This is a genomic window from Flavobacterium flevense, assembly GCF_900142775.1.
Taxonomy (GTDB): domain Bacteria; phylum Bacteroidota; class Bacteroidia; order Flavobacteriales; family Flavobacteriaceae; genus Flavobacterium; species Flavobacterium flevense.
In genome coordinates this window covers 37,715-64,018 of record NZ_FRCC01000010.1, presented here as the reverse complement: position 1 = coordinate 64,018, position 26,304 = coordinate 37,715, and the positions used below count along the sequence as shown (strand labels likewise).

Genomic DNA, 26,304 nt, shown 5'->3' with positions numbered 1-26,304 from the left:
AAGGTATTTGCTACTCGTTAGTCTTTTTTAATTTTGCAAAAAGCTATTTCCTGTCACCAATTTTTTTTGCGGGAACTCCAGCCCAAATTTCATAAGAAGGCACTGATTTTGTAACCACAGATCCGGCAGCAACCACCGCACCTTTCCCTACTAAAACCCCTTTAAGAACAACAACATTACAGCCAATCCAGACATCTTCTTCTATTTTTATTTCTCCGGACGCAGAGGGCTGATTACGCATTAAATTTTCAACAGAAGTACCGTGATTGTGATCAATAAATCTGGAACCTGATGCAATCAATGTATCTTTGCCTATCACAATTTTGCCTGAACAATTAAATTCACAACCCGAACCTATAAAAACATCATCAGCAATTTCAATTGAAAAACCTTCTTTCCAGATACCATCATATTTAAAATAGATATTTTGTTCCAGTATACAATTATTCCCTATAGCAACCTGATGAGGCCAGGTAGTGTAAAGTTTAGGGATTACTGTTCCTTTCCCAATTTTCATTCCCTGTAAACGATAGTAGCCTTTTCTAAAAAAACTATTCACTTTCATCAAATACCGATATCTGATTACAAAAAGAGATTGCTGGAAAAAGTAGCTTTTTTTCATTTAAATAAAATTACAGCAAACAAAACACAAAAAAGTGGTGTTAAGAATTAAAGAGAATGTGATTTATTTTTAATCTTGAATATTCTGAAAAGATTATAATAAAGTAGCATTAAAGCCTGTGATGATGCTACAACTATATTGAGATAAAGAACTCCTGACAATGTTGAAACATCAATTAACTGCACCCCGACTATCAGCACTACAATCATGACTGAAATGTAAATTAGCGGATTTATAATCCAGCCTCGGCTGTTATTTAAACCAAAAATACATCCCTGAAAAAAAGTGATACAACCACCTATTATACTCAGTACTAATTCAAAATTTAAATCTTTATAATCGTTACCTAATACAGAAAGGAGTTCCTTAGAAAAAAAATCAGTAAAAGAAATAGCGAAAATCGATAAAATGATACATCCAATACTAACATAAAATATTTTTTTCAGGAGTAAGCCACTATCCTCTTTTAGCTTAGCAAAATTAGGAACTATCAGCATGCCAAATATTACTGTAAACAAATTAAAAACCATACTGAGTTTGCCTATTGCTCCAATACTTGCCAAAGAACTTGTAGATCCGAAGATGGAAAGAATCCAAATGGTTATCTGACCTGAAACACAAAAAAAAATGGTTTCAGGAAGCATTCTTTTGACAAAAAACAAAAGCTCTTTTTTTACCTTTTCATCTGTTTTTTGCTTTGCATCGGCATTATTGTAAGCAATTTTTTTTAAATGAATATTTCCATAAATACGCGGAATTCCATTGGCTAATAGCGCTATAAACGTTAGCGGAAATAAAAACACTAGCAAAACATTCAGTAACAGCCTTCCCATAGCCACGATAATCTGATTCTTTTGCAGCGGATGAATATCCTGATGTAATTTAGGAACTACTTCTAAAAGTGAATCAGACAAAGCAGCCAAAAATGCGGGAATAAGAGCAGCTACAATTAGAAAAGTAGTTAACCACGAGGCTCCGTTATGTACTAATAAATAAATTAAAATGGGGGTGGCAACTAATAAACTCCCTATTGCAAATTTTCGTCTTAATTCCAATCCTGTTTCCAGAACGACACCTAATTTTTCTTTGTCTTCCCAAACTTTTGCACCAATAGACATAATTCCTGTTGAGATTCCTCCGTTTGCCAGCATAATCATGGTTCCCAGCATAGTATTAGCTAAAGTATAAAGCGCATATTCCTGCGTAGATAAAAGTCTGATGATTAATATTCCACTTGCAAAACCCACTGCCTGAATGATTACCTGAGCTGATCCGGTAATGCTTAATTTTTTTCCCCATTGAATGGTTTTATCGTAATATGCATAGGACTTGATTTTTTTTAACATTTGTGTATTTTAATTATTGGTACAAAATCTACAAACAACAAACTCCTGTTGGAATTTATTAAATAGCTTATCAAACCTTTTTTAAATTATTGCTGGTTTTAATATCATTTTTTTTTAACCAGCTCCTTCTTTTATCTTCTAATTCCATATCAATATACCTGCTTATAATGTAAGATAAAACAATGCAAATTATTAAATACAGCAATGCATATGCCATTTTAAGTACCCCTGAAGTGCTATTTTCTACCGCAAAAGAATAGATCTGCAATAGCGGCCAGTGCAATAAATAAACGACAAATGACATAGAAGAAAGCAAAGAATCTGTTTTAAAATTTTTAACCGGTTGTCTGATATTATAAATAATAAAAGGTGAAATAACTAAAGTCAATATGCAGTTAAAAACTTCCGAAACAGCATAACCTAAAAACAGGTATTGCTCCTCTTTATCTAACAGTATCATCCTGAAATCAGTAACAACATGGCTTACTACAATTAAGCCTATCGCCAGTAACAGCGCTGTTTTAGCCACTTTGTAATTGACTTTCAGATTCCAAAAATAGACGATACCACCCAGCAAAAAATAAGGCAGATATAACAAAATAGAATCATAAGCAGCAATTTGTACATTGAAATAAACTAAAATGATGCTGACTAAACTGCTTATTATAAAAAATGTAAAAACGGTATTTTTACTTTTTTGCAAAAGCACTAAAAGTGGCGCTATGATATAAAATTGCAACTCAACTGCCAGAGACCAGGCCGGAAGTATAAACCAGTAGGTGTTTTTTATTCCGTTGCCAATTACAAAAAAATTAGATACAAAGTTGGAAATTACTCCGCCTTTAGAATTTTCTAAAACGGTATCCCAAACTCCGGGCAGAATGATGTAACAGCTTAATGTAAAGAATAAAATGACCCAATAAATGGGATACAATCTTAAAAATCGGCTTTTGAGGTAAACCCAATAAGAATCATCAAATTTTAAATATTTTTCTGAATACATCTTAAAAATCCAATAACCGCTTAGTACAAAGAACATATATACCACCGCGTGACCAAAAGATATAAAGGAAACAGCATGAAATACCACAACTGTCAAAGCTAAAATAAGTCTGAAACTTCCCGGAGAAATATTTACAATTTTTTGAAGCATTGCTTATTCAAAATAATTTAAGATTGTATAACCTCCTTCTTTCAGATATTGGTCTTTTCTCATCAGTTTTAAATCTGATTGCATCATGTCTTTTACCAGTTCTGCTAAATCATATTTACATTTCCAGCCCAGTTTAGTTTGTGCTTTTGTGGCATCACCTATTAGTAAATCTACTTCGGTAGGTCTAAAATATTCCGGATCAACCGCCAGAACTTCTTTGCCTATTTCCACCTGATAATCAGGATCACTGCAGGATTTTACATAGCCTTTCTCATCAATACCTTCTCCTTTAAATTCCAATTCAATCCCTACCTGAGCAAAACTCATGCGTACAAATTCACGAACAGGAGTTGTTGTTCCGGTAGCAATTACCCAGTCTTCCGGTTCTTCGGCTTGCAGAATCATCCACATCATGCGTACATAATCTTTGGCATGTCCCCAATCTCTTTTAGCATCCAGGTTTCCTAAATACAGTTTGTCCTGTAATCCTAAAGCAATTCTTGAAGTAGCTCTTGTAATTTTACGGGTTACAAAAGTTTCTCCTCGAATGGGTGATTCATGATTAAATAAAATTCCGTTGCAGGCATACATTCCGTAAGCTTCTCTGTAATTTACCGTAATCCAGAAAGCATACATTTTAGCTACTGCATAAGGAGAGCGTGGATAAAATGGTGTTGTTTCAGATTGCGGTACTTCCTGTACTTTTCCGTACAATTCAGAAGTTGACGCCTGATAAATTCGCGTTTTCTTTTCTAATCCTAACAAACGAACTGCATCTAAAAGTCTTAAAGTTCCTAATCCGTCTGCATTTCCGGTATATTCCGGAGTTTCGAATGATACGGCTACGTGACTCATGGCGGCCAAATTATAAATTTCGTCAGGCTGAATTTCCTGAATCAATCGTGTCAGATTTGTACTGTCAGTCATATCACCATAATGCAAAATGAAATTTCTGTTTTCAACATGCGGATCCTGATACAAATGATCAATTCTGTCGGTATTAAATAATGAAGAACGTCTTTTTAATCCGTGAACGATATAGCCTTTTTTAAGTAAAAATTCACTTAAATAAGCTCCGTCCTGACCTGTTACTCCCGTAATGAAAGCTGTTTTTTTTATTTGATTCATATCTTTAATATAAGGCACAAGGCATTGTGGCGAAAAGTCGCAAAAAGTTAAAATTGTATTGTAATTTTTAAAGGGTAATTAGGATATGGAACTTAAAGTTTAAAATTCCTTTACTTTGAAATCTTCAATGTTTTCCAAAAACCAGTTATATGTTTTTTGAATACCGGTTTCTAAATCTACCTGATGCTTCCATCCGATGCTGTGCATTTTAGAAACATCCATTAATTTACGCGGGGTTCCATCCGGCTTCGTAGTATCCCAGATAATATCACCTGTATGCCCCACAATTTTCTGGATAGTAGCAGCTAATTCATTGATTGTCAAATCTTCTCCAGTCCCTACATTGTACAGATAATCAGGTAATTGATTTTCTAAAGCAAAAACTACTGCTGCTGCCATATCATCTACAAAAAGAAATTCCCGCATGGGTTTGCCGGTTCCCCAAAGAACCACTACAGCATTATTATTTTCTTTTGCTTCATGAAATTTCCGAATCATAGCAGGTAAAACATGTGAACTTGTGAAATCAAAATTATCATGAGTACCGTATAAATTTGTGGGCATCAAACTCACAAAATCTTTTTCGTATTGTTTACGGATGGCTTCGCACAATTTTACACCGGTAATTTTTGCTAAAGCATACCATTCATTAGTAGCTTCTAAAGGAGCTGTTAGTAAATATTCTTCCTTTAAAGGTTGCGAAGCTAATTTGGGATAAATACAGGAACTTCCTAAAAAAATGAATTTTTTTACCCCCAGATAATGAGCTTCACTAATAAGGTTATTTTGAATTTGCATATTCTCCATTAGAAATTCATATGGAAAATTATTATTGGCCAAAATCCCTCCTACTTTTGCTGCAGCATCAATGATAACATCTGGTTGTATTTTTTGAAGGTAGTTTCGAACTGCTTTTTGATTTCTTAAATCTAATTTTCTGCTTGAAATCCCATTAAGATTAACATATCCTTCTTTAGTCAATGTTCTCCAAATTGCACTTCCTACCATTCCTTTATGGCCTGCGATATATATTACGGAATTCTTATCAATCATTTTGAGACTATTTTGTATTTAGAAATTAAGTAAGAAATGCAATTGCAGCATCTTTATTATAAAGGTAATGGAATATTATAATTTATTTTTCATCTGTTCCAAAAACCTTACAGCAATGGTGACGCAATCGATTCTAATTGTTGGTACACTTGTTTTACTTCCTGAGAATTTTCTTTTTGTAAAACCATTAAAGCATCGGCAGTATAAACCAGAATACAGTTTTTAACACCAATAAATGTGGTATGCATTAAGGTTCCTATTACAATGTTTTTATTGGCATCCATGGGATAACTTCTCTGAACTAAATAATCATATACGGATTCGAAAGAACCTAAGTCAGACCAGGCAAAATGAGCAGGAACTACTTTGATGTCTTTGCTCCTTTCCATCACAGCATAATCAATACTTATCGAAGGAATTTCCATTGACAAATCATAATCTAAAAATCCATTTTTATTAGATTCCCACACTTTTTTTGAAGCCTTGTAAACTTCCGGTTCCTGTTTTTCAAGTTCTTCTAAAAATTTCCCTGATTTAAAACAAAAAAGTCCGCTGTTCCAAAAGTAATTTCCCTTTTTTAAATAGGTTGTGGCGGTTTTAAAATTGGGTTTTTCATGAAAAGCAATGACATTTTCATTTTCAAATTCAATGTAGCCATAGCCTGTTTCGGGTTTAGTGGGTTTTATACCAAAAGTGACCAGATAATCCTGATTAGCTAATTCAATTGCTTTTTCCAAAGCAGTATTGTAATAGACACCATCTTCTATAATATGGTCAGAAGGTGAAATCAGCAAAATATCTTCCGGTTTAGAGGCAAAAGCGGCAAAAGCAATTGCTGCAGCAGTATTACGGGGAACAGCTTCAACAATATGGGTAAAAGTGGTATTGAACTTTGCCATAATGGTATCAGTCATTTTATGATTTTCAATATTTCCAACTACTATAGTCTTAGTAGCAAAACTTTGATTTCTGGTGACTGTTTTTTCAAAAAGTGATTCTCCGTCAAAAAGATCAAGATACTGTTTGGGCAGACTTTTTCTGGAAAGAGGCCATAAGCGGCTGCCAATTCCTCCAGTCAAAATTACGTTAGTTATCGTGTTCGTTTTCATTAAATAACTTTTAAGAGTTCATTTTGATATACTTCCTGACGTAAAGAAGTACTTGAAAAACGGTGATCCCGTGTATTAAAATACAACTCGATTCCTTTTTTCTCACAATAACTTCTTCCGGTAAAATCTCTGTCTTTATATTCATCCCCTACAATGCGCAAATCAAGTTTAAAAGATTTTAAAATATCTTCTAAATCCTGCTCCGTTGTATAAGGTACAATTTCATCAACAAACTTACATGCTTTAAGTTGTATATAACGCTCGACTACTGATTGAGTCGGTTTATTTTTAGTAGGGCGGTCAATAGTCGGATCTGTTTGTAAACCTACTATTAAATAATCACAATGCTGTTTTGCTTCTTCAAGCATTTTTACATGACCTGCATGTAATAAATCAAAGGCACTAAATGTTATTCCAGTTTTCATTTTTTCGTTTTTTAAAAATTAAAAAATCTTTTTTGGTACTTCGAGTGTAGAAAGTAAAACCTGTTAAGGCTTTCGATGGTGTTTTTTTTGGAAATTGAATAAGGGTACCCCGTGAATAGTTACATTTTAACTATTCAAAAAAAAATTAAAAAGTTGTAAAAACTAAAAGAATATCTTTTTTAATTCTTACTTATTGATTTAAATCTCTTTTGATAAAAAAACAGAAATTTAAATCGTTGCTATCCTATAAAATTATAGTTTGATAACAAGGGTAAAATTAGAATGGTAAGCGGAATTTAGAATAAATTTTTAGTGGTTATAAATCCTTAATCAGGAAAAATTAGTAGAAAAGTAACAGGCTGATTTCAGACGGTCAATTTATTTTAGCAATGTCTAACCTTGCTATTTTTGGTTAAAAACACATTGACAGTCAATATATTGTAATATTTATAATTAACCGGCAACAATGTATGCAAACCGTTTACCAGGCTAGATAAAATGAAAAGGAACTTATAAATGTAACGGTATGAAATGGTATGTAGTTTATACAAAACCCAAATGGGAAAAAAGAGCCACTGAACAATTAACAAAGTTTGGAGTAACTTGTTATTGCCCTATGATTAAAAAAGTAAAACAAAGATCAGACAGAAAAATTAAGGTAGAAGTGCCTTTATTTGATCACTATATATTTGTAAAGCTGGCTGAAAAGGATCGGAATATGGTTTTTCATTCTCCTGGTATAGTAAGATATTTATTTTGGCTGGGCAAACATGCCATAGTCAAAGATCAGGAAATTGAAACTATAAAAGAATGGCTCAAGCATGGAGACACTGCCAGAGAAATATCAGTTATGCAATATCAGATAGGTGATCGAATACATTTGAATTCCGGTCCTTTTTGCGAGCAAAATGCAGTAGTAAAGGACATAACAAAAACGCACTATGTATTGATTTTAGAATCTTTAGGATATGTTTTAAAGGTAAAACACCTTTAAAAAATCAGGATTTGTAAGTTTATTATTAATTGCTTTTGTATGCTTTTAAAATGAGAATTTATTTATTTTTTATTTCAACAAACTTGTGTAGTTAATCGGTTTTAAATGTATTATATCGAGTAATTAGTTAATTTTCATACAAGTGAAATATTTTTATATAAACTTTGTAATGATGAAAATAATGTAGCGATTTTGTATGTTTTTACAATATTTCCTAAAATAACACGTTATAACAATGATTTTTATGTTATATCATTAATGTTATTTTAACACAAATTTGATAATTTTATAATATAAATATTCATTTAATAATTAGTACGTAGAAGCTGAATTATTAAGGTAAAACAGCAATTTTTTGTCTTAAAATAAATTTATATATCAAAGCGATAATTGCTGCTCAATAATTTTTTTTTTATGAATAGGAAAGTATACGAAAATATAAGAAAAATAAGAGAATTAAAAAATTTAACCCGAGAATATGTGGCTGCAGAATTGAAAATGAGCCCTAGTGGATATGGTAAAATTGAAAGAGGTGATGTAGATTTGACTGTTTCAAAACTAATGGAAATTTCAAAAGTTCTGGATGTTTCGACAGAATTTATATTCAAATTTGATGTGTCACTCTTTTTTAATGATACTAAATGATTCTGAAGCATAACATAAAATGGTTAATTTTTAAAATGATTCATCACATAGAATTGTTTAATAACTGAATAAAATTAGTATTAAAAAATTAAGGCCATGAAAAATTACTATTCAAAAATTAGAGAGTATCGGTTAAGGAATAATCATACTCAGGAATATATAGCTATTCAAATGGAGATTAGTGTTAAGAAATACAGCAATATTGAAAAAGGAATAGACGATCTTAAATTATCAAAACTGGATAAATTAGTGAAGATTTTAGGAATCAAAAAAAGCGAAATTTTTAAATTAGATAATTAATAAACATATCCTCAAAAAGAGCATTCGGTTCGTTTAAATAGAAATGCAAATCATTTAAAACCAAGTATCCTCGGGACTTATTAGTTTTAATGAGTGACTAAAAGCTGAGGGTAAGGAATAGGTTTTGCATCAATAATCACTGTTGGCTTAGCCAGGTTGATATTGACCAGCATCTTATTAAAACCCGGGTTAGAAAGCATACTGCTATTAACAATCATACCTGAATTTAATGTCCCTATATCGGCAGTTATGGTCGAATTAGTGATGAAAGCAGTGGATGAAAAAGTTTTAAATAAGCTGGAACGGTCTAATAGCGTACAACCCTCTAAATAAGCTCCATAGAGTCTAAAAGTAGCATTGCTTGTATTTTTATCAAACAGACAGGAATAAAATTCCACTTTTGATTCTCCTCCCACAACATAATCTCCGGTTGTATTGGTGAAATTACAGTTGGCAAATAAAGGGTAAACATAGTTTCTCATTTCGGCAACAATTTTGTTGTTATCAAAATTACAATCTATCCAAGCGTTTAGATTAGACCCTCTGAAGGAGAGTAAACTCAATGCTTTAGTATTGTTAATCCATTGGCATTTGTAAAAAACTACCTTGTCCATAAACATCATCGTAGCAGTTTCTCCAACACCTTTATAAAGGGGATCAACCTCCTGATAGAAACCAATATTGGTATTCACAAAACTTACATGCTCTATAAAATTATTATCAAATCCGTAAAACTTATCTAAATGAATACCATAATTCTGGTTTCTAAAAACTAAATGCCTGAATATACAGGCACTCACTGAAATCTGAGAGCCGTTTAAAGGGTGTATTCTAAGTCCTGTACTTCCACCCTGAAGTGTTAAATTAGACAGATAAAACTTCACCTCCCCTTTGCTGTTTTCTCCTGTAATAAGCGGAAAATCATCTTTTAAACCTACAATAGCTGTTTTTCCCGTTCCTTTACCTATAATTCCCTGGTTACTCTTGATGGTTAATGTAGAACCTATATAATAAATACCTTCTTCTAATTCAGCAATATTATTGGTATTTATCAGATTTTGAATGTAAGCTGCCTGATCTGTTTTTCCGGCTCTGTTTGCCATCCAGTTTTCGCCTGAAGGGTTAGGAACAGCCTCAAAAACAGGCCTTTCCCATGGTTTTTTCTGAGTCCCTAAAATAGTATTGCTCAGTTTATTTAGTGTAGGAGTATCCGTAACAGCGCTGCTGATATCAACACCATTTAACGAGACGTTTTTATTATTAAAATGACCTTTGAAATCAAATCTTGTCGTGGTTTCTTCGGTATCATAAGTTTCCGAATTACTTTCTATCAGAAACATATTAGTATTTCCTCTCAAAATACTTTTTTTAGCAGCTTTCGAACTTATAAATTTTCTAAAAATGGATACATTATCTGCTGCAATATCAAAAACCGGAGTTGGTGTAGCAGTTAAATTTCCTCCTGAAAGGGAAGCAATTTTTACCTCTCCCATGTTTTTCATTTCTATTAATGGCTTAGTGCTGTAATTATACCAGTTCCAACTTTCAGAATCGACACCCACCCATGTTAATGATTTGAGATTGTCTATTTCTGCACCATTACCTCCGGGAGTAAGCATGTTTATCCATAATTGAACGTTTCCGTAGCTGGGAGTCGCACTGTTGCCCTTCATTACTATTTGCGGGTAATAAGCATGAATGCGGTGCTTAATTATTTTATTATTTCTAAAATAGCCGGAATTACTCATATCCCAGTTTAAAACACATCTTGATAAATTAATAAAAGTGTTATTTTCGATAATTCCGCCTACGGAGCGTATTGGAGAGGATTCTATGTTTTTAAATTCCGAATTGCTTATTGCTGCTCCTGCCTGAAAATTGATTCCGCCGGATGAAATGATATTATGGATTTTTAAATTACTGCTGCCGGCTGCTATGGTAATATTTGAGACTTTAGTTAGTGAAAGATGCCCAAAAAGTCTTTGATTGCTGCGCAATACTATGTTTACACCTGAATAATCTCCTTTTTCTAATCGTACAGAACCATATCTGTCTAAAGCTGCCTGAATACTCAACTTTTGTGTGACAGGTAATAAAAAGGCATTAAAATATTCAATTTCTTCAAGTTGATTAGTACCCGCTTGTGATGATGCCGAAGCTTGAACCGGAACATCATCCGTGGCATACTGGTAATTTTGTGAAAAAATTGCTGTTGAAAAGAATAAAAAGAGAATTAATTTTTTCATTGTCCTGATATTATATAGGAATTCGAATCAGTCTTTCGGAGAAAACCAAACCGAACATTTCCTGTACTACTACTAAATACTGCTTTTCCGTTTTCATTGTAATTAATTTTGACTCCGGGAGGTGCTTGTATCGTTAAAACCGCACCATTATGAGCTTCTAAATTAATGGTATCCCCTGTTAACATACTATCAAATCCTGATGTCATCGTTAATGTAGCTGATGAAGTACATTCAATAGTATTGTTTATATCTGAATCAGCAACATTTCTTGAAGAGTTAAATATAACAATTTTAGCTTTATAAGGGTTAGTGTTATCCGAAGATATTAGCCTTTCAGCCGTTTTAGCATGTAGCGCATAAGGAACACTTAAAAGTTGGGTAACTCCGATGATATTATAATTAGCTCCACCGCTTGCATCTACTTGTGTTTCTATAAAAAAGGGTCCGTTTTCCCAAGGTATAGCCGCAAAACTCCCATTAACATTACTTCCTGTTCCTATTTCCACTGCAATAAGCCCGTTAGCATTAGTGTACACGGAATGAGTTTCCTGAAACACATTCGTACCATTTACCGAATGTTGCCGTATAATAATGGCAAGGCTAATCTTAGAATTAACGACCAGACTATTATCCTGCCCCCTTATAATTGCCTGATAACTTATTTTTTCCGGTGACTGAGCCCAAATATTAACTGCAAAAGTTAAAATAAACAATAGGTTAATTATAAATTTCATTATTTTATTTTTTAATTATTTTGAACGTTTTTAATAGTTTATTATTTCGATAAACCTGAAGCAGGTAAAGTGAAGGCATTAAGTCATTTAAATAAATTTTACTTTCTTCCTGATTGATATCACTCTGTTTTAAAAGCATTCCATGAAGATTAAAAAGTTTATAACTCATTAATTCTTTTTCTAATGCAATTTCTGCTGTAGTTAAATAAATAAAATCTTTAGCAGGATTAGGAAAGACGAACATTCCTGTCTTAGGCTTACTACTCTCTATTTTAGTAGTTAAAGTTGTTTTTACTTCCGTTTGTTGAACACCCTGAGCTACATTAAAATCAGCTGTTTCAAAGTTGGTATAAAACAACTGACCTATTGAATAAGAAATGCTGCCACTACTTCCTGTTGCATTACTGCCAGCGGTAATAAATGATTCCATCCTGCGATTAGAATCCGTGACAGTATTTTGGGTTGTACCCTTATAAGAAAAAAACAGGATTAAAACTACAAGATTAATATCTTTAAAGCTAAGATGTTTCACCGGATTTGTTTATTTACCACAAAATTATTGAAAAATCAAATAAAGTCGATATAATAATACAAAAAGACGATTAACTACACTTTATTTTAATATTTGCAAACATTTACTTATATAATTAAGCTGATTAGCCCATTCCGTTTATTTCAACCAAATTGAAAATTAAAATTCAGCAAGCTTATTTTATTCTGACGATTTAGCTTTTATTTTTACAGTTAAAAATAATTTATTAAATACATTTGTAAAGAGAAGGCACAACTCATAAAAAATGATATCAAAATAAAATAATATGCAAAATATCCTCAGCGTTGATTTACATGATTTCCTTTCAGAAGATCCTGTACGCAAACAGAAATTTGTTGACGAAATTGGAAATGCTTTTGAAAATATTGGTTTTGTTGCTCTAAAAGGACATTTCCTGGATCAGCAATTAGTTGAAGAGTTATACCATGAAATCAAAGCCTTTTTTAATTTACCGGTAGAAGTCAAAAAAAAATATGAAGACCCTGAAATTGGAGGGCAAAGAGGCTATGTTTCTTTTGGTAAAGAACATGCTAAAGGTCGAAAAGAAGGAGATCTAAAAGAATTCTGGCACTTTGGTCAATATGTGTCCAAAGATTCAAAATATGCCTCCGAATATCCCGAAAATGTAACGGTAGAAGAGCTGCCCCGTTTTAACACCATAGGAAAAGAAGCGTATCAAATGCTGGAAAAAACAGGAATTTATGTCCTTCGAGCATTGGCTTTAAGATTGGGACTTGACGAATTTTACTTTGATAATTATGTAAAAGAAGGAAATTCAATCTTACGGCCTATTCATTATCCGCCCATAACTTCAGAGCCGGAAAATGCAATTCGCGCCGCAGCTCATGGAGATATCAACCTGATTACGCTGTTAATGGGTGCTCAAGGCAAAGGATTACAGGTTCAAAACCACAATGGCGAATGGATTGATGCCATTGCACAACCTGATGAATTGGTCATTAATGTGGGCGATATGCTTTCCAGACACACTAATAATCAATTAAAATCAACTATTCATCAGGTAGTTAATCCGCCCAGAGAGTTATGGGGTACTTCCCGTTATTCAGTGCCGTTTTTTATGCATCCCGTTAGTGATATGCCACTTGACTGCTTAGAAAATTGTATTGACAATGAGAATCCCAAACAATTTGAAAATATTACCGCAGGGGATTTTCTATACGAGCGTTTAGTAGATCTAGGGTTGATTAAAAAATAATATTCAGTAACACCGATTTTAGAAATAAAAGAAATTTAAAATAATTATTGTTGTCCGATTAAATTTGATGGATAAGCAAACAGGTCGCTCCTCTGGAGCTTTATTTATACTGAAACACCATTTTCTACAAACATTTCGCTCCTAACGGAGCTGTTTTAGTCCCATCGGGACGTTCTGTTTATAGAAAAAAGAGAATCGTCAAAAACAAGCTCCAAAGGAGCGACCTGTTCATGTACCAAAAATTAAATTCAAAATTGTATTTATACTTTTGTCGGATTGTAATGTAAAATGCATGTCATTAATTCCTGAAATTTTATAATTATTTCTCTAATTTCTAAAATCTGTGTTCCAAAAAAAATAAAATTTATGGATTTACAAGACCAATTAAAAAACTTATTTCCAGAACATGTTCCCAGTAATGAACCTGAGGAAATAGACACTACACCACACGAATTATTTGTTCAAAAAGAACCTATGATTTGTAAATTCGAAAAAAGAAAAGGAAAACCCACCACTATCATTGAAGGTTATGAAGGCGATGACGAGGATTTTAAAATTCTTGCCAAAGAAATCAAGACCAAACTAAGTGTGGGCGGAAGTTTTAAAGACGGAGCCATTATTATTCAGGGAGATTATCGGGACAAAATCATGAAAATTTTACAGGAAAAAGGTTTTAAAACCAAACGTGTTGGCGGATAATAATTTTAGATATTAGATATCAGATTTTAGATAGTAGAAAAAAACGTAGCAACTTAGAATCTTAATAATTCAAAAAAAATGATACAAGCATCAGAATTAATTCTGAATCCGGATGGAAGTATTTATCATCTGAATTTAAAACCCGAAAACATTGCCCAAAATATCATTTTTGTAGGTGATCAGGATCGGGTGGAGAAAATTACCGCTCTTTTTGATGTTGTCGAATTCTCCACTCAAAAAAGAGAGTTTAAAACCCAAACCGGAGTTTACAAAGGCAAAAGAATCTCGGTGATTTCTACAGGAATTGGTCCTGATAACATTGATATTGTTTTAAATGAATTAGATGCTTTGGTCAATATCGATTTTGAAACCCGGAAAATAAAAGAAAAACTCACTTCTCTGAATATTATCCGGATAGGAACTTCGGGTTCGTTGCAGGCAAATATTCCTGTGGATAGTTTTGTTATGAGTCAGTATGCCATTGGCTTAGATAATATGCTTCGCTCCTATTGCATTGATTCGGTTTCTAATCTGGAAATAGAGACTGCTTTTATCAAGCAAACCAATTGGGATTTACAAAAAGGAAAACCTTATGTAATTCGCTCTGACGAAACTTTAAAAAATCGATTTGACTCGGCAGCAATTCACAAGGGTTTTACCGCCACAGCGGGAGGATTTTATGGTCCTCAGGGACGTATTTTACGTTTAAATATTCAAGATAACAATTTGAATCAAAAAATGGATCAGTTTAATTATAACGGAATCCAAATCACCAATCTCGAAATGGAAACAGCCGCTATTTATGGGCTTTCGGCTCTTTTAGGACACAAAGCCATTTCGCTGAATGCTATTATTGCTAATCGTGCCAATGGAACTTTCAGCGACAATCCATACCAGAGTATTGACAGATTAATTGAGTACACTTTGCAAAAGTTAAGTCAATAATAAACATAAAAACACCTATTTAAGAAATTTATAATTGCATCGATTTTTTTTAAATAGGTGTCCCAAAAGAAAAAAACATGAAAACAATAAAAATAGCCGGAGTACCGGAACATTTTAATTTACCTTGGCACTTAGCCATTGAAAACAAAGAATTTGAAGCCGAAAACATCGATTTACAATGGACCGATGTCCCTGAAGGTACAGGAAAAATGTGCCAAATGTTACGCAACGGAGAAACTGATATTGCTGTTATCCTGACCGAAGGAATCGTTAAAGATATTGTAGCCGGAAATCCCAGTAAAATTGTTCAGGTATATGTAGATTCACCATTAATTTGGGGTATTCACGTGGCTGCAAAATCTAATTATAATACCCTGGCAGATATAGAAAATACTAAAGTTGCTATTTCCCGCCTGGGTTCGGGATCTCAATTAATGGCTTATGTGAACGCTAATAATCAGGGGTGGAAAACAGATAACCTTCAGTTTGAAATTGTAAATACTATTGATGGCGCCGTGGAAGCTTTAAGCAATGGAACTGCCGATTATTTTATGTGGGAACGTTTCATGACTAAACCATTAGTCGATAAAGGTATTTTTAGAAAAATAGCCGACTGCCCTACTCCTTGGCCTTGTTTTGTGATAGCGGTTCGTAACGAAATATTAGAAAATAATCCCGAAGCTATTCAGCAAATACTGCATATTATTAACAAAATGACGACTTCTTTTAAATCGATAAGCGGAATTGACAGTATTTTAGCTTTTGAATACCATCAAAAAATTAACGATATTCAGGAATGGCTTTCCCTTACGGAATGGTCTCAAGGACAATTGTCGCCAGAAATGTTAAACAATATTCAAAATCAGCTATTAGAACTTAAAATTATTGATAAAATAGGTACTTTTGATGAAATAGTTAAAACAGTGTAGTTTTACTTTTTTTCTTTGCATGATAAACTTTAAAAATCTTACTTTTCAAAATATAAAGCAAAAACTTCAGGTCAGAAAACCCTGGGATGAAGTGATTATTTTTGTATTAAACATTTTGATTAGCATCCCAACTTTTATCATTGCGCATCAAAATTTAATTGAATTAAACTGGCCTTTAAATATAGATCGGATTCTGTTATTTATCTTTATTTTAGTTGCCATACAATTCCTTTTAAGGTTATTGAGAACCATAATTATTGTTTGTATTATCATATACCTACTCATATTATTTTATGGCACAATATCCGGAAATTACGGATTTGAAAGTATTTATGAAGATTATGATTCGATGATTTATACGATGTCTGACAATCCTCATCCTCAGGATATTATTATTTCTAAATTACTTCCGTTTCCTAATAAATCAGAAATTCTTCAGGCTATCCAATACAAAAATCCGAAGGTTCGCAATTTTGCTGTTATGGCTGTGAATAAGAATTTTAAAGACATTAAAGGATATTCGGAGTATCGAACAATCATTCAGTGTTTTGCTGTTTTTAGAGAAATTAACAGCCGCTGGAATTATGTGAGCGACCCTAAAGATGGGGATTATATTGCTACAGCAACAGAATCCCTTAATTATTTATCAGGCGATTGTGATGATCATTCTATTCTAATGGCGGCCTGTGTAAGAGCCATTGGAGGTACTCCGAGATTAATTCATACCAAAGGTCATATTTACCCTGAAATTTTGATAGGAAATAGGAATGACCTTGAAACAGTCAATTTTTTGATAAAAAACAAACTTTTTGAAAAAGAAAGTGATGGCGAGCAACTTCATTATCATATTGATGAACGCGGTCAAATCTGGCTGAATCTGGACTATACTGCTAAATATCCCGGAGGTCCGTTTATGTCGGAAGAAATTTTAGGAGCTTTGACTTTAAATTAATTAATTCCCCTTATTTAATTCTCCCAAAATTTCATACGAATGCAATCTTGCTTCGTGATCATAAATTGCTGAAGCAACCATTAGTTCGTCTATTTGAGTAATTTCGATAAATTTTTCCAGCTCTTTTTTGATTTTTTCAGGACCACCGGTAAAAGTATACTGAATCATTTGTTGCAAAGCAGCTTCTTCCATTGGATCCATAAAATCTTCATCCGGTTCTACAGGCGCCTTTAATTGCTGTCTGTTTCCGGTAATAATCCCTAAAAATAATTTCTTAAAGGAAGTAGCCAGTTTATTTGCTTTATAATCATCATCGGCAGCAATTACATTGACACAGGCAATAACATACGGTTCTTTTAACTGATCCGAAGGTTTAAAATTTCGTCGGTAAATAGCTAATGCATTATGCAATTGAGCAGGAGCAAAATGACTGGCAAAAGCATATGGCAACCCTAACGAAGCGGCTAAATAAGCACTATCTGTACTGGATCCTAAAATCCAGATGGGAATATCAAGTCCTTCCCCCGGAATGGCTCGCACTCTTCCGTTTTTGTTTCCTTCAGACAAATACATTTGTAATTCCTGCACATTAGCCGGAAATTCCATTGCAGCATGCTCATCTCTTTTTAAAGCGGCAGCCGTAAACTGATCAGTTCCGGGAGCACGTCCTAATCCCAAATCAATGCGATCCGGATAAAGCGTCGCTAATGTTCCAAATTGTTCTGCCACAATTAACGGAGCGTGATTAGGAAGCATAATTCCGCCTGAACCTATTCTTAATGTTGAAGTTCCCCCGGCAATATGCCCTATTAGAACCACTGTGGCTGTACTGGCAATGCCTTGCATATTATGATGCTCAGCCAGCCAAAAACGGTTATATCCCCACTTCTCTGCCTGCTGAGCTAAATCTAAACTGTTTTTAAAAGTGTCCTTTGCATTGCCTCCGTCTCTTACTATTGCCAGATCGAGAACAGAAATTTTTATATCAGAAATTTTATTATTAGTCATACTGTATCATCTTATTTGTATATACAAAGATAAGAATTGTAAAATGCTTTAGAGAATATGAAATACTAATAGAACGTTAAATAGGGTTTTCAAGCAGAAAAATTATCTGAACCAGAAAACACATGTTATTAATACCTAAATTTGTTTGCATTAAATTTTTACTCTTGAAGAATATATTAATCATAGACGACGAAGAAAAACTGAGAAGTCTGTTAGCACGCATTATAAAATCGGAAGGTTTTGATGTTATTGAAGCAGGTGATTTAAAATCGGGCTTCAAAAAATTAGAATCGAATGATATTGACGTTGTTTTATGTGATGTAAAATTACCTGACGGAAATGGCGTTGATTTTCTTGAAAAAATTAAGTCGAATTTTCCTTTGGTTGAAGTAATTCTATTGACTGCTTTCGGGAAAATTGCCGATGGTGTTCAAGCCATGAAAAACGGTGCTTTCGATTATATCGTAAAAGGCGACGACAATGATAAAATCATTCCGCTTTTATATAAAGCTTTGGAGAAATCACAATTGCAGAAGAAAGTCAGACAACTTGAAAAACGTATTTCTGATAAGTATTCTTTTGATACCATTATTGGAAAATCAAAAGCTTTAGAGCAAATAATTGATTTATCAAAAAAAGTAGCCAAAACGGATTCAACCGTTTTATTGACAGGCGAAACTGGAACAGGAAAAGAAGTTTTTGCACAGGCGATTCACGAAAACAGCAATCGCGTAGGCAAATCATTCGTAGCTTTAAATTGCAGTACGTTCAGCAAAGAAATTCTGGAAAGCGAGTTATTCGGACACAAACAAGGTGCTTTTACGGGAGCTTTAAAAGATAAAAAAGGTTTTATTGAAGAAGCCAATGGCGGCACTTTATTTCTTGATGAAATTGGTGAAATGCCAATCGATTTGCAAGCCAAATTACTTCGGGTTTTAGAAACTAACGAATATATTCCGGTTGGAGATACTACTCCAAAAAAATCAAATTTTAGATTAATTGCAGCAACCAACCGTGATTTAAAAACCGAAAGTGAGAACCATAATTTCCGTTCCGATTTGTATTTTCGGTTAAATATTTTCGAAATTATTATTCCGCCATTACGGGAACGCGTAAAAGATATTTCGCCCTTGACGAGTTATTTTGTCAAGCAATTTTCAGTTAAAACCAATAAAAAGGAACTTCAAATATCGAATGATTTTCTTCAAAAACTAGAAGCGTATCATTGGCCTGGAAATGTCCGTGAGTTAAAAAACATCATTGAACGTTCCGTTATTTTAGCAGATGATATTTTGACAATTGATGTCTTGCCCTACGAAATTCAGCATCAACAAGACAATTCTAATAAAACGATGTCGGCTTTCTCCATGCAAAGTATTGAGAAATTACACATTCAAAAAGTTTTAAACTATACCAAAGGAAACAAAGCAGAAACCGCAAGATTGCTGGAAATTGGTATTGCTACTTTATATCGGAAACTAGACGAATACAATATTCATTAGTTTTACCGCAAATTCGCAAATTAAAAAATGCTAAACTAATTTGCGAATTTGCGGTTATTTTTAAATTTAAAGACCTTCCAAAACAATAAAAGCCTATCATTTTGATAGGCTTTTTTATGCCCAATTTTTGGCACATTAATCACAAATATAACAAATACAATAACTTACAATATTTTCTTTTTATTGGAACAGCTTTTGGCATTAGACGAATGAACATAAAAATTCATTCACAATGAAAAATCAGGTTACCACAATCTACAAACAAGCCGAACGCTTTGCTGAAATTACCAAATCAGCCATCGTTTCAGGAAATATTGTAAGAGCCAAAAAATGTTTGGCTTTAGCCGAACAACTATTGGCTAACGGAAGCTACGAAACCAGAAACGCCATTTCTAATGTCTATGTTTTCTCGGTTTCTACTTTCATGGAATTGCGTCATTGCAGCATTTCCAATCTATTTCCTCAATCGCTCAAGGCGGAATATCTAAAACAAATAAACACTTCTGGAGTATGATGGCAATTATTCTTTCTGCAAGCGGACTAATTTTATTCGCCTTGTTCTTTAAAATGATTCAATTCTTTGAAAAAATCTAAATTATGATACCACTTTTCATCATCGCCATAGCCGTTTTTATTTACATCTGCTATGTTTTAATTAAACCCGAAAAATTCTAAATATGAACTCTGAAATACTCGGAATTATCGTTATGTACGGATTGGTTATGCTTTTAGCCATTCCGCTAGGTCGTTACATCGGCAAAATATTCAATTATGAAAGCACTTGGTTGGACAAAATTTTTAATCCAATCGATAAAATATTCTTCAAGATTGGTGGCATCGATCCGTCCAAGGAAATGAACTGGAAACAACATTTGTTCGCCCTTTTGACTATAAATGTCGTTTGGTTTATCATTTCGTTGTTGGTCTTAACCAATATGGCTTGGTTGCCTTTTAATCCCGATGGAAATCCTTCTATGAGTGGCGATTTGGCATTTAATACGACAGTAAGTTTTATCACCAATACCAATTTGCAGCACTATTCTGGCGAAAGCGGATTGTCCTATTTAGGTCAATTAACGTTGATGCTTTGGCAATTCATCAGTGCTGGTTGTGGAATGGCAATTTGTGCCGCAGTTTTTATGGCGATGAAGGAAAAAACGTCTGCAACTTTAGGAAATTTCTATAGTTTTTTCGTTCGTTCTTGTACAAGGGTTTTGTTACCGTTGTCATTTATTGTGGCAATTATTTTGGTAATGAACGGAACGCCAATGACTTTTGAAGGAAAAGACACCATTACAACTCTTGAAGGAAACGAACAAAATGTGAGTCGCGGACCAGTTGCTGCTTTTGTGGCTATCAAACAATTAGGAACAAATGGCGGAGGATTTTATGGTCCAAATTCAGCCAATCCAATGGAAAACCCGAATTACTTGACCAATATAGTGGAGAATGCTTCCATCTTTTTAATTCCGATTGCGATGGTTTTTGCTTTAGGTTTTATCTTGAAACGAAAAAAACTTTCTTGGACGATTTATAGTGTGATGACTTTAGGTTTTCTGATGCTGTTGATTCCTGCCGTAATTAGCGAAGTCAATGGAAATCCTGCTATTTCCAATATGGGAATTGCTCAAAATATGGGAAGTATGGAAGGAAAAGAAGTACGTTTTGGTGCTGCTGCTTCCGCAAATTGGGCAACGTATACAACAGTTACAAGTAATGGATCTGTAAATGCGATGCACGACAGTATGACGCCAATTGCAGGAATGACAACGTTACTCGGAATGATGATCAACTGTTTTTATGGTGGAGTTGGCGTTGGATTTTTGAATTTCTACATCTTTATCATTCTCGGAGTTTTCATCAGCGGATTAATGGTAGGTAGAACACCTGAATTTTTAGGAAAGAAAATTGAAGCCAAAGAAATGAAAATCGCCATGACTATTGCCTTGTTGCATCCATTTTTAATCTTGGTTGGAACCGCTTTGGCGAGTCATTTATATGCTGGAAATCCAGAAGCATTATCTGGTTGGTTAGCCAATCCTGGTTATCACGGATTCAGTGAAATGTTATACGAATTCACATCATCATCAGCTAATAACGGAAGCGGATTTGAGGGTTTAGGCGATAATACGCCGTTTTGGAATATCGCTACAGGAATTGTAATGTTGTTTGCACGATACCTACCAATCATCGGACCAGTTGCTATTGCTGGAATGTTGGCCCAAAAACAATACATTCCAGAAAGTAACGGAACCTTAAAAACGGATACATCCACTTTCGGATTGATGGTTTTTGCAGTGATTTTTATCGTAGCCGCTTTATCGTTTTTCCCAGCTTTAACTTTAGGTCCAATCGCTGAATATTTTTCAGCTCAATAAATAGTGAAAAATTTAAACCATTAAGATATTAAGAAAAATTAAGTTTTTATTGAATCTAAACTGATTCTTAAACTGGACATCTTAATGAGCCTTAATACCTTAATGTTTTAAAAAAAACAATCTAAATTTTAAATAAAATGAGTGCATCTCAAAATAATTTATTTCAAAAAGAGTTGGTTAACGAAGCCTTAAAACAATCGTTCGTGAAACTCAACCCCAAAATAATGTTCAAAAATCCGGTAATGTTTACTGTCGAAATTGGAACAGCCGTAATGCTTTTTGTATGTCTTTGGATTTTAACCGGAGAAGGGTCTCAAGGAAGTTTTGCTTATAATTTTACGGTTTTTCTTGTCTTATTTCTAACGTTGCTTTTCGCAAATTTTGCAGAAGCCATCGCCGAAGCAAGAGGAAAAGCACAAGCCGATAGTTTAAGAAAAACGCGTGAAGAAACCCCAGCCAAATTAGAAAACGGGCAAACCATTTCTTCTGCCGAACTAAAAAAAGGTGACATTTTTGTTTGCGAAGCTGGCGATATTATTGCCACCGATGGTGAAATCGTCGAAGGTCTGGCAACCATCGACGAAAGTGCCATTACTGGCGAAAGTGCTCCTGTAATTCGTGAAGCAGGTGGCGATAAATCGTCGGTAACTGGTGGAACAAAAGTACTTTCGGATAAAATAAAAGTAATTGTAACATCAGAACCAGGAGAAAGTTTTCTGGATAAAATGATTGCTTTGGTTGAAGGTGCAAGCCGTCAAAAAACACCAAACGAAATTGCATTGACAATTTTGCTTGCTGGATTTACTTTAGTATTTATAATTGTGACAGTTACATTAGCACCATTTGCAAAATATGCGAATGCACCAATCACGATTGCAGCTTTTATTTCGCTTTTTGTGTGTTTGATTCCAACAACCATTGGCGGATTATTATCAGCCATCGGAATTGCCGGAATGGACAGGGCTTTACGTGCTAACGTTATTACAAAATCAGGAAAAGCCGTGGAAACTGCCGGAGATATTGATGTTTTACTTTTGGATAAAACGGGAACCATCACCATTGGAAACAGAAAAGCGACTGCATTTTATCCAACCAAAGGAATTTCTCAAGAAGATTTTATCAAATCTGCTGTGTTGAGTTCGCTTGCAGATGATACACCAGAAGGAAAAAGTATTGTGGAATTAGCCGGTCAAGAGGTTGCCAATAAATTATCGATTGAAGGTGCAACTTTGATCAAGTTTACTGCCGAAACCAGAACTTCAGGAGTGGTTCTGAAAGATGGAACCAACATTCGTAAAGGTGCTCAAGATGCTGCAAAAAATATTTCTGAAACTGCTGGACATTCGTTTCCACAAGATACAGCGCAAAAAGTAATTGATATTTCGTCTAACGGAGGAACGCCTTTGGTGGTGATCAAAAACAATCAAGTGCAAGGTGTGATTGAGTTGCAGGACATTATCAAAACCGGAATGAAAGAACGTTTTGAACGCTTACGAAAAATGGGGATCAAAACGGTAATGGTTACTGGTGACAATCCGTTGACAGCAAAATTTATCGCAGAAAAAGCAGGTGTTGATGATTTTATCGCCGAAGCCAAACCTGAAGATAAAATGAATTACATTAAAAAAGAGCAAGCCGAAGGAAGATTGGTAGCGATGATGGGAGACGGAACAAATGACGCTCCTGCTCTAGCCCAAGCCAATGTTGGTGTAGCGATGAACAGCGGAACTCAAGCTGCAAAGGAAGCCGGAAATATGGTCGATTTAGATAATGATCCAACTAAGTTAATCGAGATTGTAGAAATAGGAAAGCAACTTTTAATGACCAGAGGAACGCTTACAACTTTCTCTATTGCGAATGATGTGGCGAAGTATTTTGCGATTATTCCGGCACTTTTTATCACAGCGATTCCAGCATTACAAGGTTTGAATATTATGGGTTTACACAGTCCAGAAAGTGCTATTTTATCGGCCGTGATTTTCAATGCGATTATCATTCCGTTCTTGATTCCTTTGGCTTTACGTGGCGTTGCTTACAAACCAATTGGTGCATCGGCTTTGTTGCGTAGAAATTTATTTATCTACGGAATTGGTGGTATAATTGTTCCTTTCATCGGAATAAAATTGATTGATTTACTAGTATCAATGTTTGTTTAATTATAAAAATAAAATCTGCCACAGATTAAAAAGATTCTCACAGATTTTGAAAATCCTTTTAATCCTTTTAATCTGTGGCAAAAAAAAACTTTGTGTCTTCGTGCCTTCGTGGCAAAAAAAATAAATATCATGAAATGAGCATTTTTGCGAATTACATAACACCATTAAAAAACAATAAATATTTAGTTATGAAAGAAAATATAATACCAGCGATCCGATTAACCGTTTTTTGTGCCGTGTTTTTCTCCGGAATTTACACATTAAGCATTCTCGGAATTGCACAACTGGCTCCCAATCAGGGAAAAGGTGAAATTGTTACCGTAAACGGAAAAAATCATCATATCAATGTGGCTCAAAAATTTACGGAGAATAAGTACTTTTGGTCTAGACCATCAGCGGTAGATTATAATGCTGCAGGTTCTGGCGGAAGTAATAAAGGACCGAACAATCCTGAATATTTGAAAGAAGTTGAAACCCGAATTGAAGCCTTTTTATATAAGAATCCATCAGTAAAACGTAGTGAAATTCCATCCGAACTGGTAACAGCATCAGGAAGCGGATTGGATCCTAATATTTCAATAATTGGTGCCAAAGTTCAAATAGAACGTATTGCAAACAGTAGAAATTTGTCAGAAGAAAAAATAGCAGAAGTCATTAAAAACAATACAGAACGCCCCCTTTTTGGAATGTTTGGGCCTGCTAAAGTAAATGTTTTGCGATTGAATATTGCATTGGATAAATTGAATTAAATTTATTTCCCGTAAGGTTAAAAAAACCTTGCAAGATTGAAATATTGTAAATAAAAGTTCTTTAAAAACGAAAAGTCCTAGCCCAGATAGAAGTGGAAATCCTTTTCTTTTTTTTCTTTAAAAAAAGAAAAGATTACTTCACATTGAATTTATCTTCAGCGGAGTTCAGTGAACTTCGTTTGAAACGTATAGCTGGATTAGCTTCAAATAAAAAATAATTAAAATAGAGGATGAGATTAGCTTCGCTCAGTTCGCTGTGCTCGAGTGTCTTCGTACCTCGCAATGACAGATAAAATGAAAAAAATAGTATTTACTACTCTTTTCGCCTTGGGATTTTTAACAGGAAATGCTCAAGAAAAAGAGAAAAGTCCGTTGACGTTTTCTGGATATATTGAAACGTATTATAGTTATGATTTTGGAAATCCTGACAATCATGTTCGTCCAGGATTCATCTATAGTCACAACAAACACAATGAACTGAACCTGAATTTGGGCTTGGCAAAAGTGAATTATGCAAAAGATAATGTTCGTGGAAATTTGGCAATTATGGCTGGAACGTATGCCGAATATAACTTGGCTGCCGAACAAGATTTATTAAAAAATGTTTTTGAAGCAAATGTTGGAGTGAAAATTTCTTCGACGCATAATTTGTGGATTGACGCCGGAATTATGCCTTCTCATATTGGTTTTGAAAGCGCGATTGGAAAAGATTGCCAAACTTTAACCCGAAGTATTTTGGCTGATAATTCACCTTATTATGAAGCTGGAGCAAAAATTGGCTATACTTCGCCATCCGAAAAATGGTATTTGGCGGCGATGTATTTGAATGGTTGGCAACGTATTCAGAAGATTGACGGTAATCAAACGCCTGCTTTTGGAACTCAAATTACGTATAAACCAACTGGTAAGACGACTTTAAACTGGAGTACTTACGTAGGAAACGAGCAACCTGATAACGATAGAAAATGGAGGTATTTCAATAATTTTTATGGACAATTTAAATTTTCTGATAAGACTAATTTAACTGCTGGATTTGATATTGGAGCACAACAAACCGTGAACGGAAGTAGTGATTATGACGTTTGGTATTCGCCAGTTTTGATTTTGCAACACAAGCCATCTGCCAAAACTCAAATCGCTGTTAGAGGTGAATATTACCAAGATAAACAAGGTGTCATTATTGCAACTGGAACAGAAAACGGATTTAAAACTTATGGATTTTCGGCAAACTTTGATTATTTAGTTGCTGATAATGTGATGTTCAGAATTGAAGCTAGAAATTTATCTAGCAAAGATGATGTGTTTTTGAAAGATGGAAATCCGACGGATAATAATACTTTTTTGACGACTTCGTTGGCGATTTCGTTTTAATTATTCGCCACGAAGACGCTAAGTCGCAAAGTTTTTAAAAGTAAATGATTCTAAAATTTTAAATTTATGATTGAATTTGAACTTCGTGCCT

26 protein-coding genes are annotated in these 26,304 nt (G+C 34.1%); 15 read left to right on the top strand and 11 right to left on the bottom strand.

Annotation, left to right across the window (positions count from 1 at the left end; genetic code table 11):
- Positions 1-43: 43 nt before the first annotated feature.
- From BUB89_RS15305 to BUB89_RS15275, 7 genes are all read right to left on the bottom strand, one after another.
- Positions 44-622, bottom strand: a complete 579-nt coding sequence (locus tag BUB89_RS15305) for an acyltransferase (RefSeq protein ID WP_073246575.1) — start codon at positions 620-622, stop codon at positions 44-46.
- Positions 623-669: 47 nt separating this feature from the next.
- A complete protein-coding gene (locus tag BUB89_RS15300) occupies positions 670-1,968 on the bottom strand; it encodes a lipopolysaccharide biosynthesis protein (RefSeq protein ID WP_073246573.1) in 1,299 nt (432 codons plus the stop codon).
- 70 nt (positions 1,969-2,038) lie between these two features.
- Positions 2,039-3,121 (bottom strand): acyltransferase family protein, encoded by a 1,083-nt coding sequence (locus BUB89_RS15295; RefSeq protein ID WP_073246571.1) that lies wholly within the window; start codon positions 3,119-3,121, stop codon positions 2,039-2,041.
- A gap of 3 nt (positions 3,122-3,124) precedes the next feature.
- Positions 3,125-4,249: a GDP-mannose 4,6-dehydratase gene (gene gmd, locus BUB89_RS15290; RefSeq protein ID WP_073246672.1), complete on the bottom strand. Its 1,125-nt coding sequence runs from the start codon at positions 4,247-4,249 to the stop codon at positions 3,125-3,127.
- A gap of 99 nt (positions 4,250-4,348) precedes the next feature.
- Positions 4,349-5,302 carry a GDP-L-fucose synthase family protein gene (locus BUB89_RS15285; protein WP_073246569.1) on the bottom strand — a complete coding sequence of 318 codons (954 nt, stop codon included), beginning with the start codon at positions 5,300-5,302 and terminating at the stop codon, positions 4,349-4,351.
- 107 nt (positions 5,303-5,409) lie between these two features.
- The gene (locus tag BUB89_RS15280) at positions 5,410-6,411 is read right to left on the bottom strand and encodes a mannose-1-phosphate guanylyltransferase (protein ID WP_073246567.1); all 1,002 of its coding nucleotides are present in this window, start codon (positions 6,409-6,411) and stop codon (positions 5,410-5,412) included.
- Positions 6,411-6,836: an adenylyltransferase/cytidyltransferase family protein gene (locus BUB89_RS15275; RefSeq protein WP_073246564.1), complete on the bottom strand. Its 426-nt coding sequence runs from the start codon at positions 6,834-6,836 to the stop codon at positions 6,411-6,413. Before BUB89_RS15275 ends, BUB89_RS15280 begins: the two co-directional genes overlap by 1 nt.
- Positions 6,837-7,362: 526 nt before the next feature.
- On the opposite strand from BUB89_RS15275, the gene BUB89_RS15270 reads away from it, so the two are divergent.
- The 3 genes from BUB89_RS15270 (at position 7,363) to BUB89_RS15260 (ending at position 8,775) form a co-directional block, all read left to right on the top strand.
- The gene (locus BUB89_RS15270; RefSeq protein WP_073246562.1) at positions 7,363-7,830 is read left to right on the top strand and encodes a UpxY family transcription antiterminator; all 468 of its coding nucleotides are present in this window, start codon (positions 7,363-7,365) and stop codon (positions 7,828-7,830) included.
- Positions 7,831-8,244: 414 nt separating this feature from the next.
- On the top strand, positions 8,245-8,475 hold the full coding sequence (locus BUB89_RS15265) for a helix-turn-helix transcriptional regulator (protein ID WP_073246560.1): 231 nt from the start codon (positions 8,245-8,247) through the stop codon (positions 8,473-8,475).
- 96 nt (positions 8,476-8,571) lie between these two features.
- Positions 8,572-8,775 carry a helix-turn-helix transcriptional regulator gene (locus BUB89_RS15260; RefSeq protein ID WP_073246558.1) on the top strand — a complete coding sequence of 68 codons (204 nt, stop codon included), beginning with the start codon at positions 8,572-8,574 and terminating at the stop codon, positions 8,773-8,775.
- Positions 8,776-8,861: 86 nt separating this feature from the next.
- Here the strand turns inward: BUB89_RS15260 and BUB89_RS15255 are convergent, their stop codons facing one another.
- The 3 genes from BUB89_RS15255 to BUB89_RS15245 are packed head-to-tail and all read right to left on the bottom strand — an operon-like array spanning position 8,862 to position 12,185.
- Complete coding sequence (locus BUB89_RS15255) at positions 8,862-11,021, bottom strand: hypothetical protein (RefSeq protein WP_073246556.1); 2,160 nt, start codon at positions 11,019-11,021, stop codon at positions 8,862-8,864.
- Positions 11,018-11,755 carry a hypothetical protein gene (locus BUB89_RS15250; protein ID WP_073246554.1) on the bottom strand — a complete coding sequence of 246 codons (738 nt, stop codon included), beginning with the start codon at positions 11,753-11,755 and terminating at the stop codon, positions 11,018-11,020. The genes BUB89_RS15255 and BUB89_RS15250 overlap by 4 nt, the downstream gene beginning before the upstream one ends.
- Positions 11,756-11,759: 4 nt before the next feature.
- Positions 11,760-12,185: a T9SS type A sorting domain-containing protein gene (locus BUB89_RS15245; RefSeq protein WP_141384476.1), complete on the bottom strand. Its 426-nt coding sequence runs from the start codon at positions 12,183-12,185 to the stop codon at positions 11,760-11,762.
- 388 nt (positions 12,186-12,573) lie between these two features.
- Between BUB89_RS15245 and BUB89_RS15240 the strand changes: the two genes are divergently transcribed.
- The 5 genes from BUB89_RS15240 to BUB89_RS15220 all read left to right on the top strand — a co-directional run bounded on the left by BUB89_RS15240 (position 12,574) and on the right by BUB89_RS15220 (position 17,049).
- The gene (locus BUB89_RS15240; protein WP_073246550.1) at positions 12,574-13,524 is read left to right on the top strand and encodes an isopenicillin N synthase family dioxygenase; all 951 of its coding nucleotides are present in this window, start codon (positions 12,574-12,576) and stop codon (positions 13,522-13,524) included.
- A gap of 366 nt (positions 13,525-13,890) precedes the next feature.
- The gene (locus tag BUB89_RS15235; protein WP_073246548.1) at positions 13,891-14,223 is read left to right on the top strand and encodes a translation initiation factor; all 333 of its coding nucleotides are present in this window, start codon (positions 13,891-13,893) and stop codon (positions 14,221-14,223) included.
- Positions 14,224-14,301: 78 nt separating this feature from the next.
- Positions 14,302-15,168, top strand: coding sequence for a nucleoside phosphorylase (locus tag BUB89_RS15230; protein WP_073246546.1), 867 nt, complete (start codon positions 14,302-14,304; stop codon positions 15,166-15,168).
- Between the two features lie 77 nt (positions 15,169-15,245).
- Positions 15,246-16,097 carry a substrate-binding domain-containing protein gene (locus tag BUB89_RS15225; protein ID WP_073246544.1) on the top strand — a complete coding sequence of 284 codons (852 nt, stop codon included), beginning with the start codon at positions 15,246-15,248 and terminating at the stop codon, positions 16,095-16,097.
- 19 nt (positions 16,098-16,116) lie between these two features.
- Positions 16,117-17,049 carry a transglutaminase-like domain-containing protein gene (locus tag BUB89_RS15220; RefSeq protein WP_073246542.1) on the top strand — a complete coding sequence of 311 codons (933 nt, stop codon included), beginning with the start codon at positions 16,117-16,119 and terminating at the stop codon, positions 17,047-17,049.
- On the opposite strand, the gene BUB89_RS15215 is transcribed toward BUB89_RS15220, so the two are convergent.
- Positions 17,050-18,057, bottom strand: a complete 1,008-nt coding sequence (locus BUB89_RS15215) for an LLM class flavin-dependent oxidoreductase (RefSeq protein ID WP_073246540.1) — start codon at positions 18,055-18,057, stop codon at positions 17,050-17,052.
- Positions 18,058-18,179: 122 nt separating this feature from the next.
- Between BUB89_RS15215 and BUB89_RS15210 the strand changes: the two genes are divergently transcribed.
- From BUB89_RS15210 to BUB89_RS15180, 7 genes are all read left to right on the top strand, one after another.
- Positions 18,180-19,559: a sigma-54-dependent transcriptional regulator gene (locus BUB89_RS15210; protein ID WP_073246537.1), complete on the top strand. Its 1,380-nt coding sequence runs from the start codon at positions 18,180-18,182 to the stop codon at positions 19,557-19,559.
- 232 nt (positions 19,560-19,791) lie between these two features.
- Positions 19,792-20,073, top strand: coding sequence for a DUF7674 family protein (locus tag BUB89_RS15205; RefSeq protein ID WP_073246535.1), 282 nt, complete (start codon positions 19,792-19,794; stop codon positions 20,071-20,073).
- 83 nt (positions 20,074-20,156) lie between these two features.
- Complete coding sequence (locus BUB89_RS18380; RefSeq protein ID WP_073246669.1) at positions 20,157-20,234, top strand: potassium-transporting ATPase subunit F; 78 nt, start codon at positions 20,157-20,159, stop codon at positions 20,232-20,234.
- Between the two features lie 2 nt (positions 20,235-20,236).
- A complete protein-coding gene (kdpA, locus tag BUB89_RS15195; RefSeq protein ID WP_073246533.1) occupies positions 20,237-21,937 on the top strand; it encodes a potassium-transporting ATPase subunit KdpA in 1,701 nt (566 codons plus the stop codon).
- 137 nt (positions 21,938-22,074) lie between these two features.
- Positions 22,075-24,093, top strand: coding sequence for a potassium-transporting ATPase subunit KdpB (gene kdpB / locus BUB89_RS15190; protein ID WP_073246530.1), 2,019 nt, complete (start codon positions 22,075-22,077; stop codon positions 24,091-24,093).
- A gap of 188 nt (positions 24,094-24,281) precedes the next feature.
- Positions 24,282-24,842: a K(+)-transporting ATPase subunit C gene (locus tag BUB89_RS15185; RefSeq protein ID WP_073246667.1), complete on the top strand. Its 561-nt coding sequence runs from the start codon at positions 24,282-24,284 to the stop codon at positions 24,840-24,842.
- A gap of 294 nt (positions 24,843-25,136) precedes the next feature.
- Positions 25,137-26,213, top strand: a complete 1,077-nt coding sequence (locus BUB89_RS15180; protein ID WP_073246664.1) for a porin — start codon at positions 25,137-25,139, stop codon at positions 26,211-26,213.
- Positions 26,214-26,304 lie beyond the last annotated feature (91 nt).

Coding starts and splice junctions, on each gene's coding strand:
- BUB89_RS15305 (WP_073246575.1), bottom strand. CDS start 622: ATGAAAAAAAGCTACTTTTTCCAGCAATCTCTTTTTGTAATCAGATAT.
- BUB89_RS15300 (WP_073246573.1), bottom strand. CDS start 1,968: ATGTTAAAAAAAATCAAGTCCTATGCATATTACGATAAAACCATTCAA.
- BUB89_RS15295 (WP_073246571.1), bottom strand. CDS start 3,121: ATGCTTCAAAAAATTGTAAATATTTCTCCGGGAAGTTTCAGACTTATT.
- gmd (WP_073246672.1), bottom strand. CDS start 4,249: ATGAATCAAATAAAAAAAACAGCTTTCATTACGGGAGTAACAGGTCAG.
- BUB89_RS15285 (WP_073246569.1), bottom strand. CDS start 5,302: ATGATTGATAAGAATTCCGTAATATATATCGCAGGCCATAAAGGAATG.
- BUB89_RS15280 (WP_073246567.1), bottom strand. CDS start 6,411: ATGAAAACGAACACGATAACTAACGTAATTTTGACTGGAGGAATTGGC.
- BUB89_RS15275 (WP_073246564.1), bottom strand. CDS start 6,836: ATGAAAACTGGAATAACATTTAGTGCCTTTGATTTATTACATGCAGGT.
- BUB89_RS15270 (WP_073246562.1), top strand. CDS start 7,363: ATGAAATGGTATGTAGTTTATACAAAACCCAAATGGGAAAAAAGAGCC.
- BUB89_RS15265 (WP_073246560.1), top strand. CDS start 8,245: ATGAATAGGAAAGTATACGAAAATATAAGAAAAATAAGAGAATTAAAA.
- BUB89_RS15260 (WP_073246558.1), top strand. CDS start 8,572: ATGAAAAATTACTATTCAAAAATTAGAGAGTATCGGTTAAGGAATAAT.
- BUB89_RS15255 (WP_073246556.1), bottom strand. CDS start 11,021: ATGAAAAAATTAATTCTCTTTTTATTCTTTTCAACAGCAATTTTTTCA.
- BUB89_RS15250 (WP_073246554.1), bottom strand. CDS start 11,755: ATGAAATTTATAATTAACCTATTGTTTATTTTAACTTTTGCAGTTAAT.
- BUB89_RS15245 (WP_141384476.1), bottom strand. CDS start 12,185: ATGGAATCATTTATTACCGCTGGCAGTAATGCAACAGGAAGTAGTGGC.
- BUB89_RS15240 (WP_073246550.1), top strand. CDS start 12,574: ATGCAAAATATCCTCAGCGTTGATTTACATGATTTCCTTTCAGAAGAT.
- BUB89_RS15235 (WP_073246548.1), top strand. CDS start 13,891: ATGGATTTACAAGACCAATTAAAAAACTTATTTCCAGAACATGTTCCC.
- BUB89_RS15230 (WP_073246546.1), top strand. CDS start 14,302: ATGATACAAGCATCAGAATTAATTCTGAATCCGGATGGAAGTATTTAT.
- BUB89_RS15225 (WP_073246544.1), top strand. CDS start 15,246: ATGAAAACAATAAAAATAGCCGGAGTACCGGAACATTTTAATTTACCT.
- BUB89_RS15220 (WP_073246542.1), top strand. CDS start 16,117: ATGATAAACTTTAAAAATCTTACTTTTCAAAATATAAAGCAAAAACTT.
- BUB89_RS15215 (WP_073246540.1), bottom strand. CDS start 18,057: ATGACTAATAATAAAATTTCTGATATAAAAATTTCTGTTCTCGATCTG.
- BUB89_RS15210 (WP_073246537.1), top strand. CDS start 18,180: ATGTTATTAATACCTAAATTTGTTTGCATTAAATTTTTACTCTTGAAG.
- BUB89_RS15205 (WP_073246535.1), top strand. CDS start 19,792: ATGAAAAATCAGGTTACCACAATCTACAAACAAGCCGAACGCTTTGCT.
- BUB89_RS18380 (WP_073246669.1), top strand. CDS start 20,157: ATGATACCACTTTTCATCATCGCCATAGCCGTTTTTATTTACATCTGC.
- kdpA (WP_073246533.1), top strand. CDS start 20,237: ATGAACTCTGAAATACTCGGAATTATCGTTATGTACGGATTGGTTATG.
- kdpB (WP_073246530.1), top strand. CDS start 22,075: ATGAGTGCATCTCAAAATAATTTATTTCAAAAAGAGTTGGTTAACGAA.
- BUB89_RS15185 (WP_073246667.1), top strand. CDS start 24,282: ATGAAAGAAAATATAATACCAGCGATCCGATTAACCGTTTTTTGTGCC.
- BUB89_RS15180 (WP_073246664.1), top strand. CDS start 25,137: ATGAAAAAAATAGTATTTACTACTCTTTTCGCCTTGGGATTTTTAACA.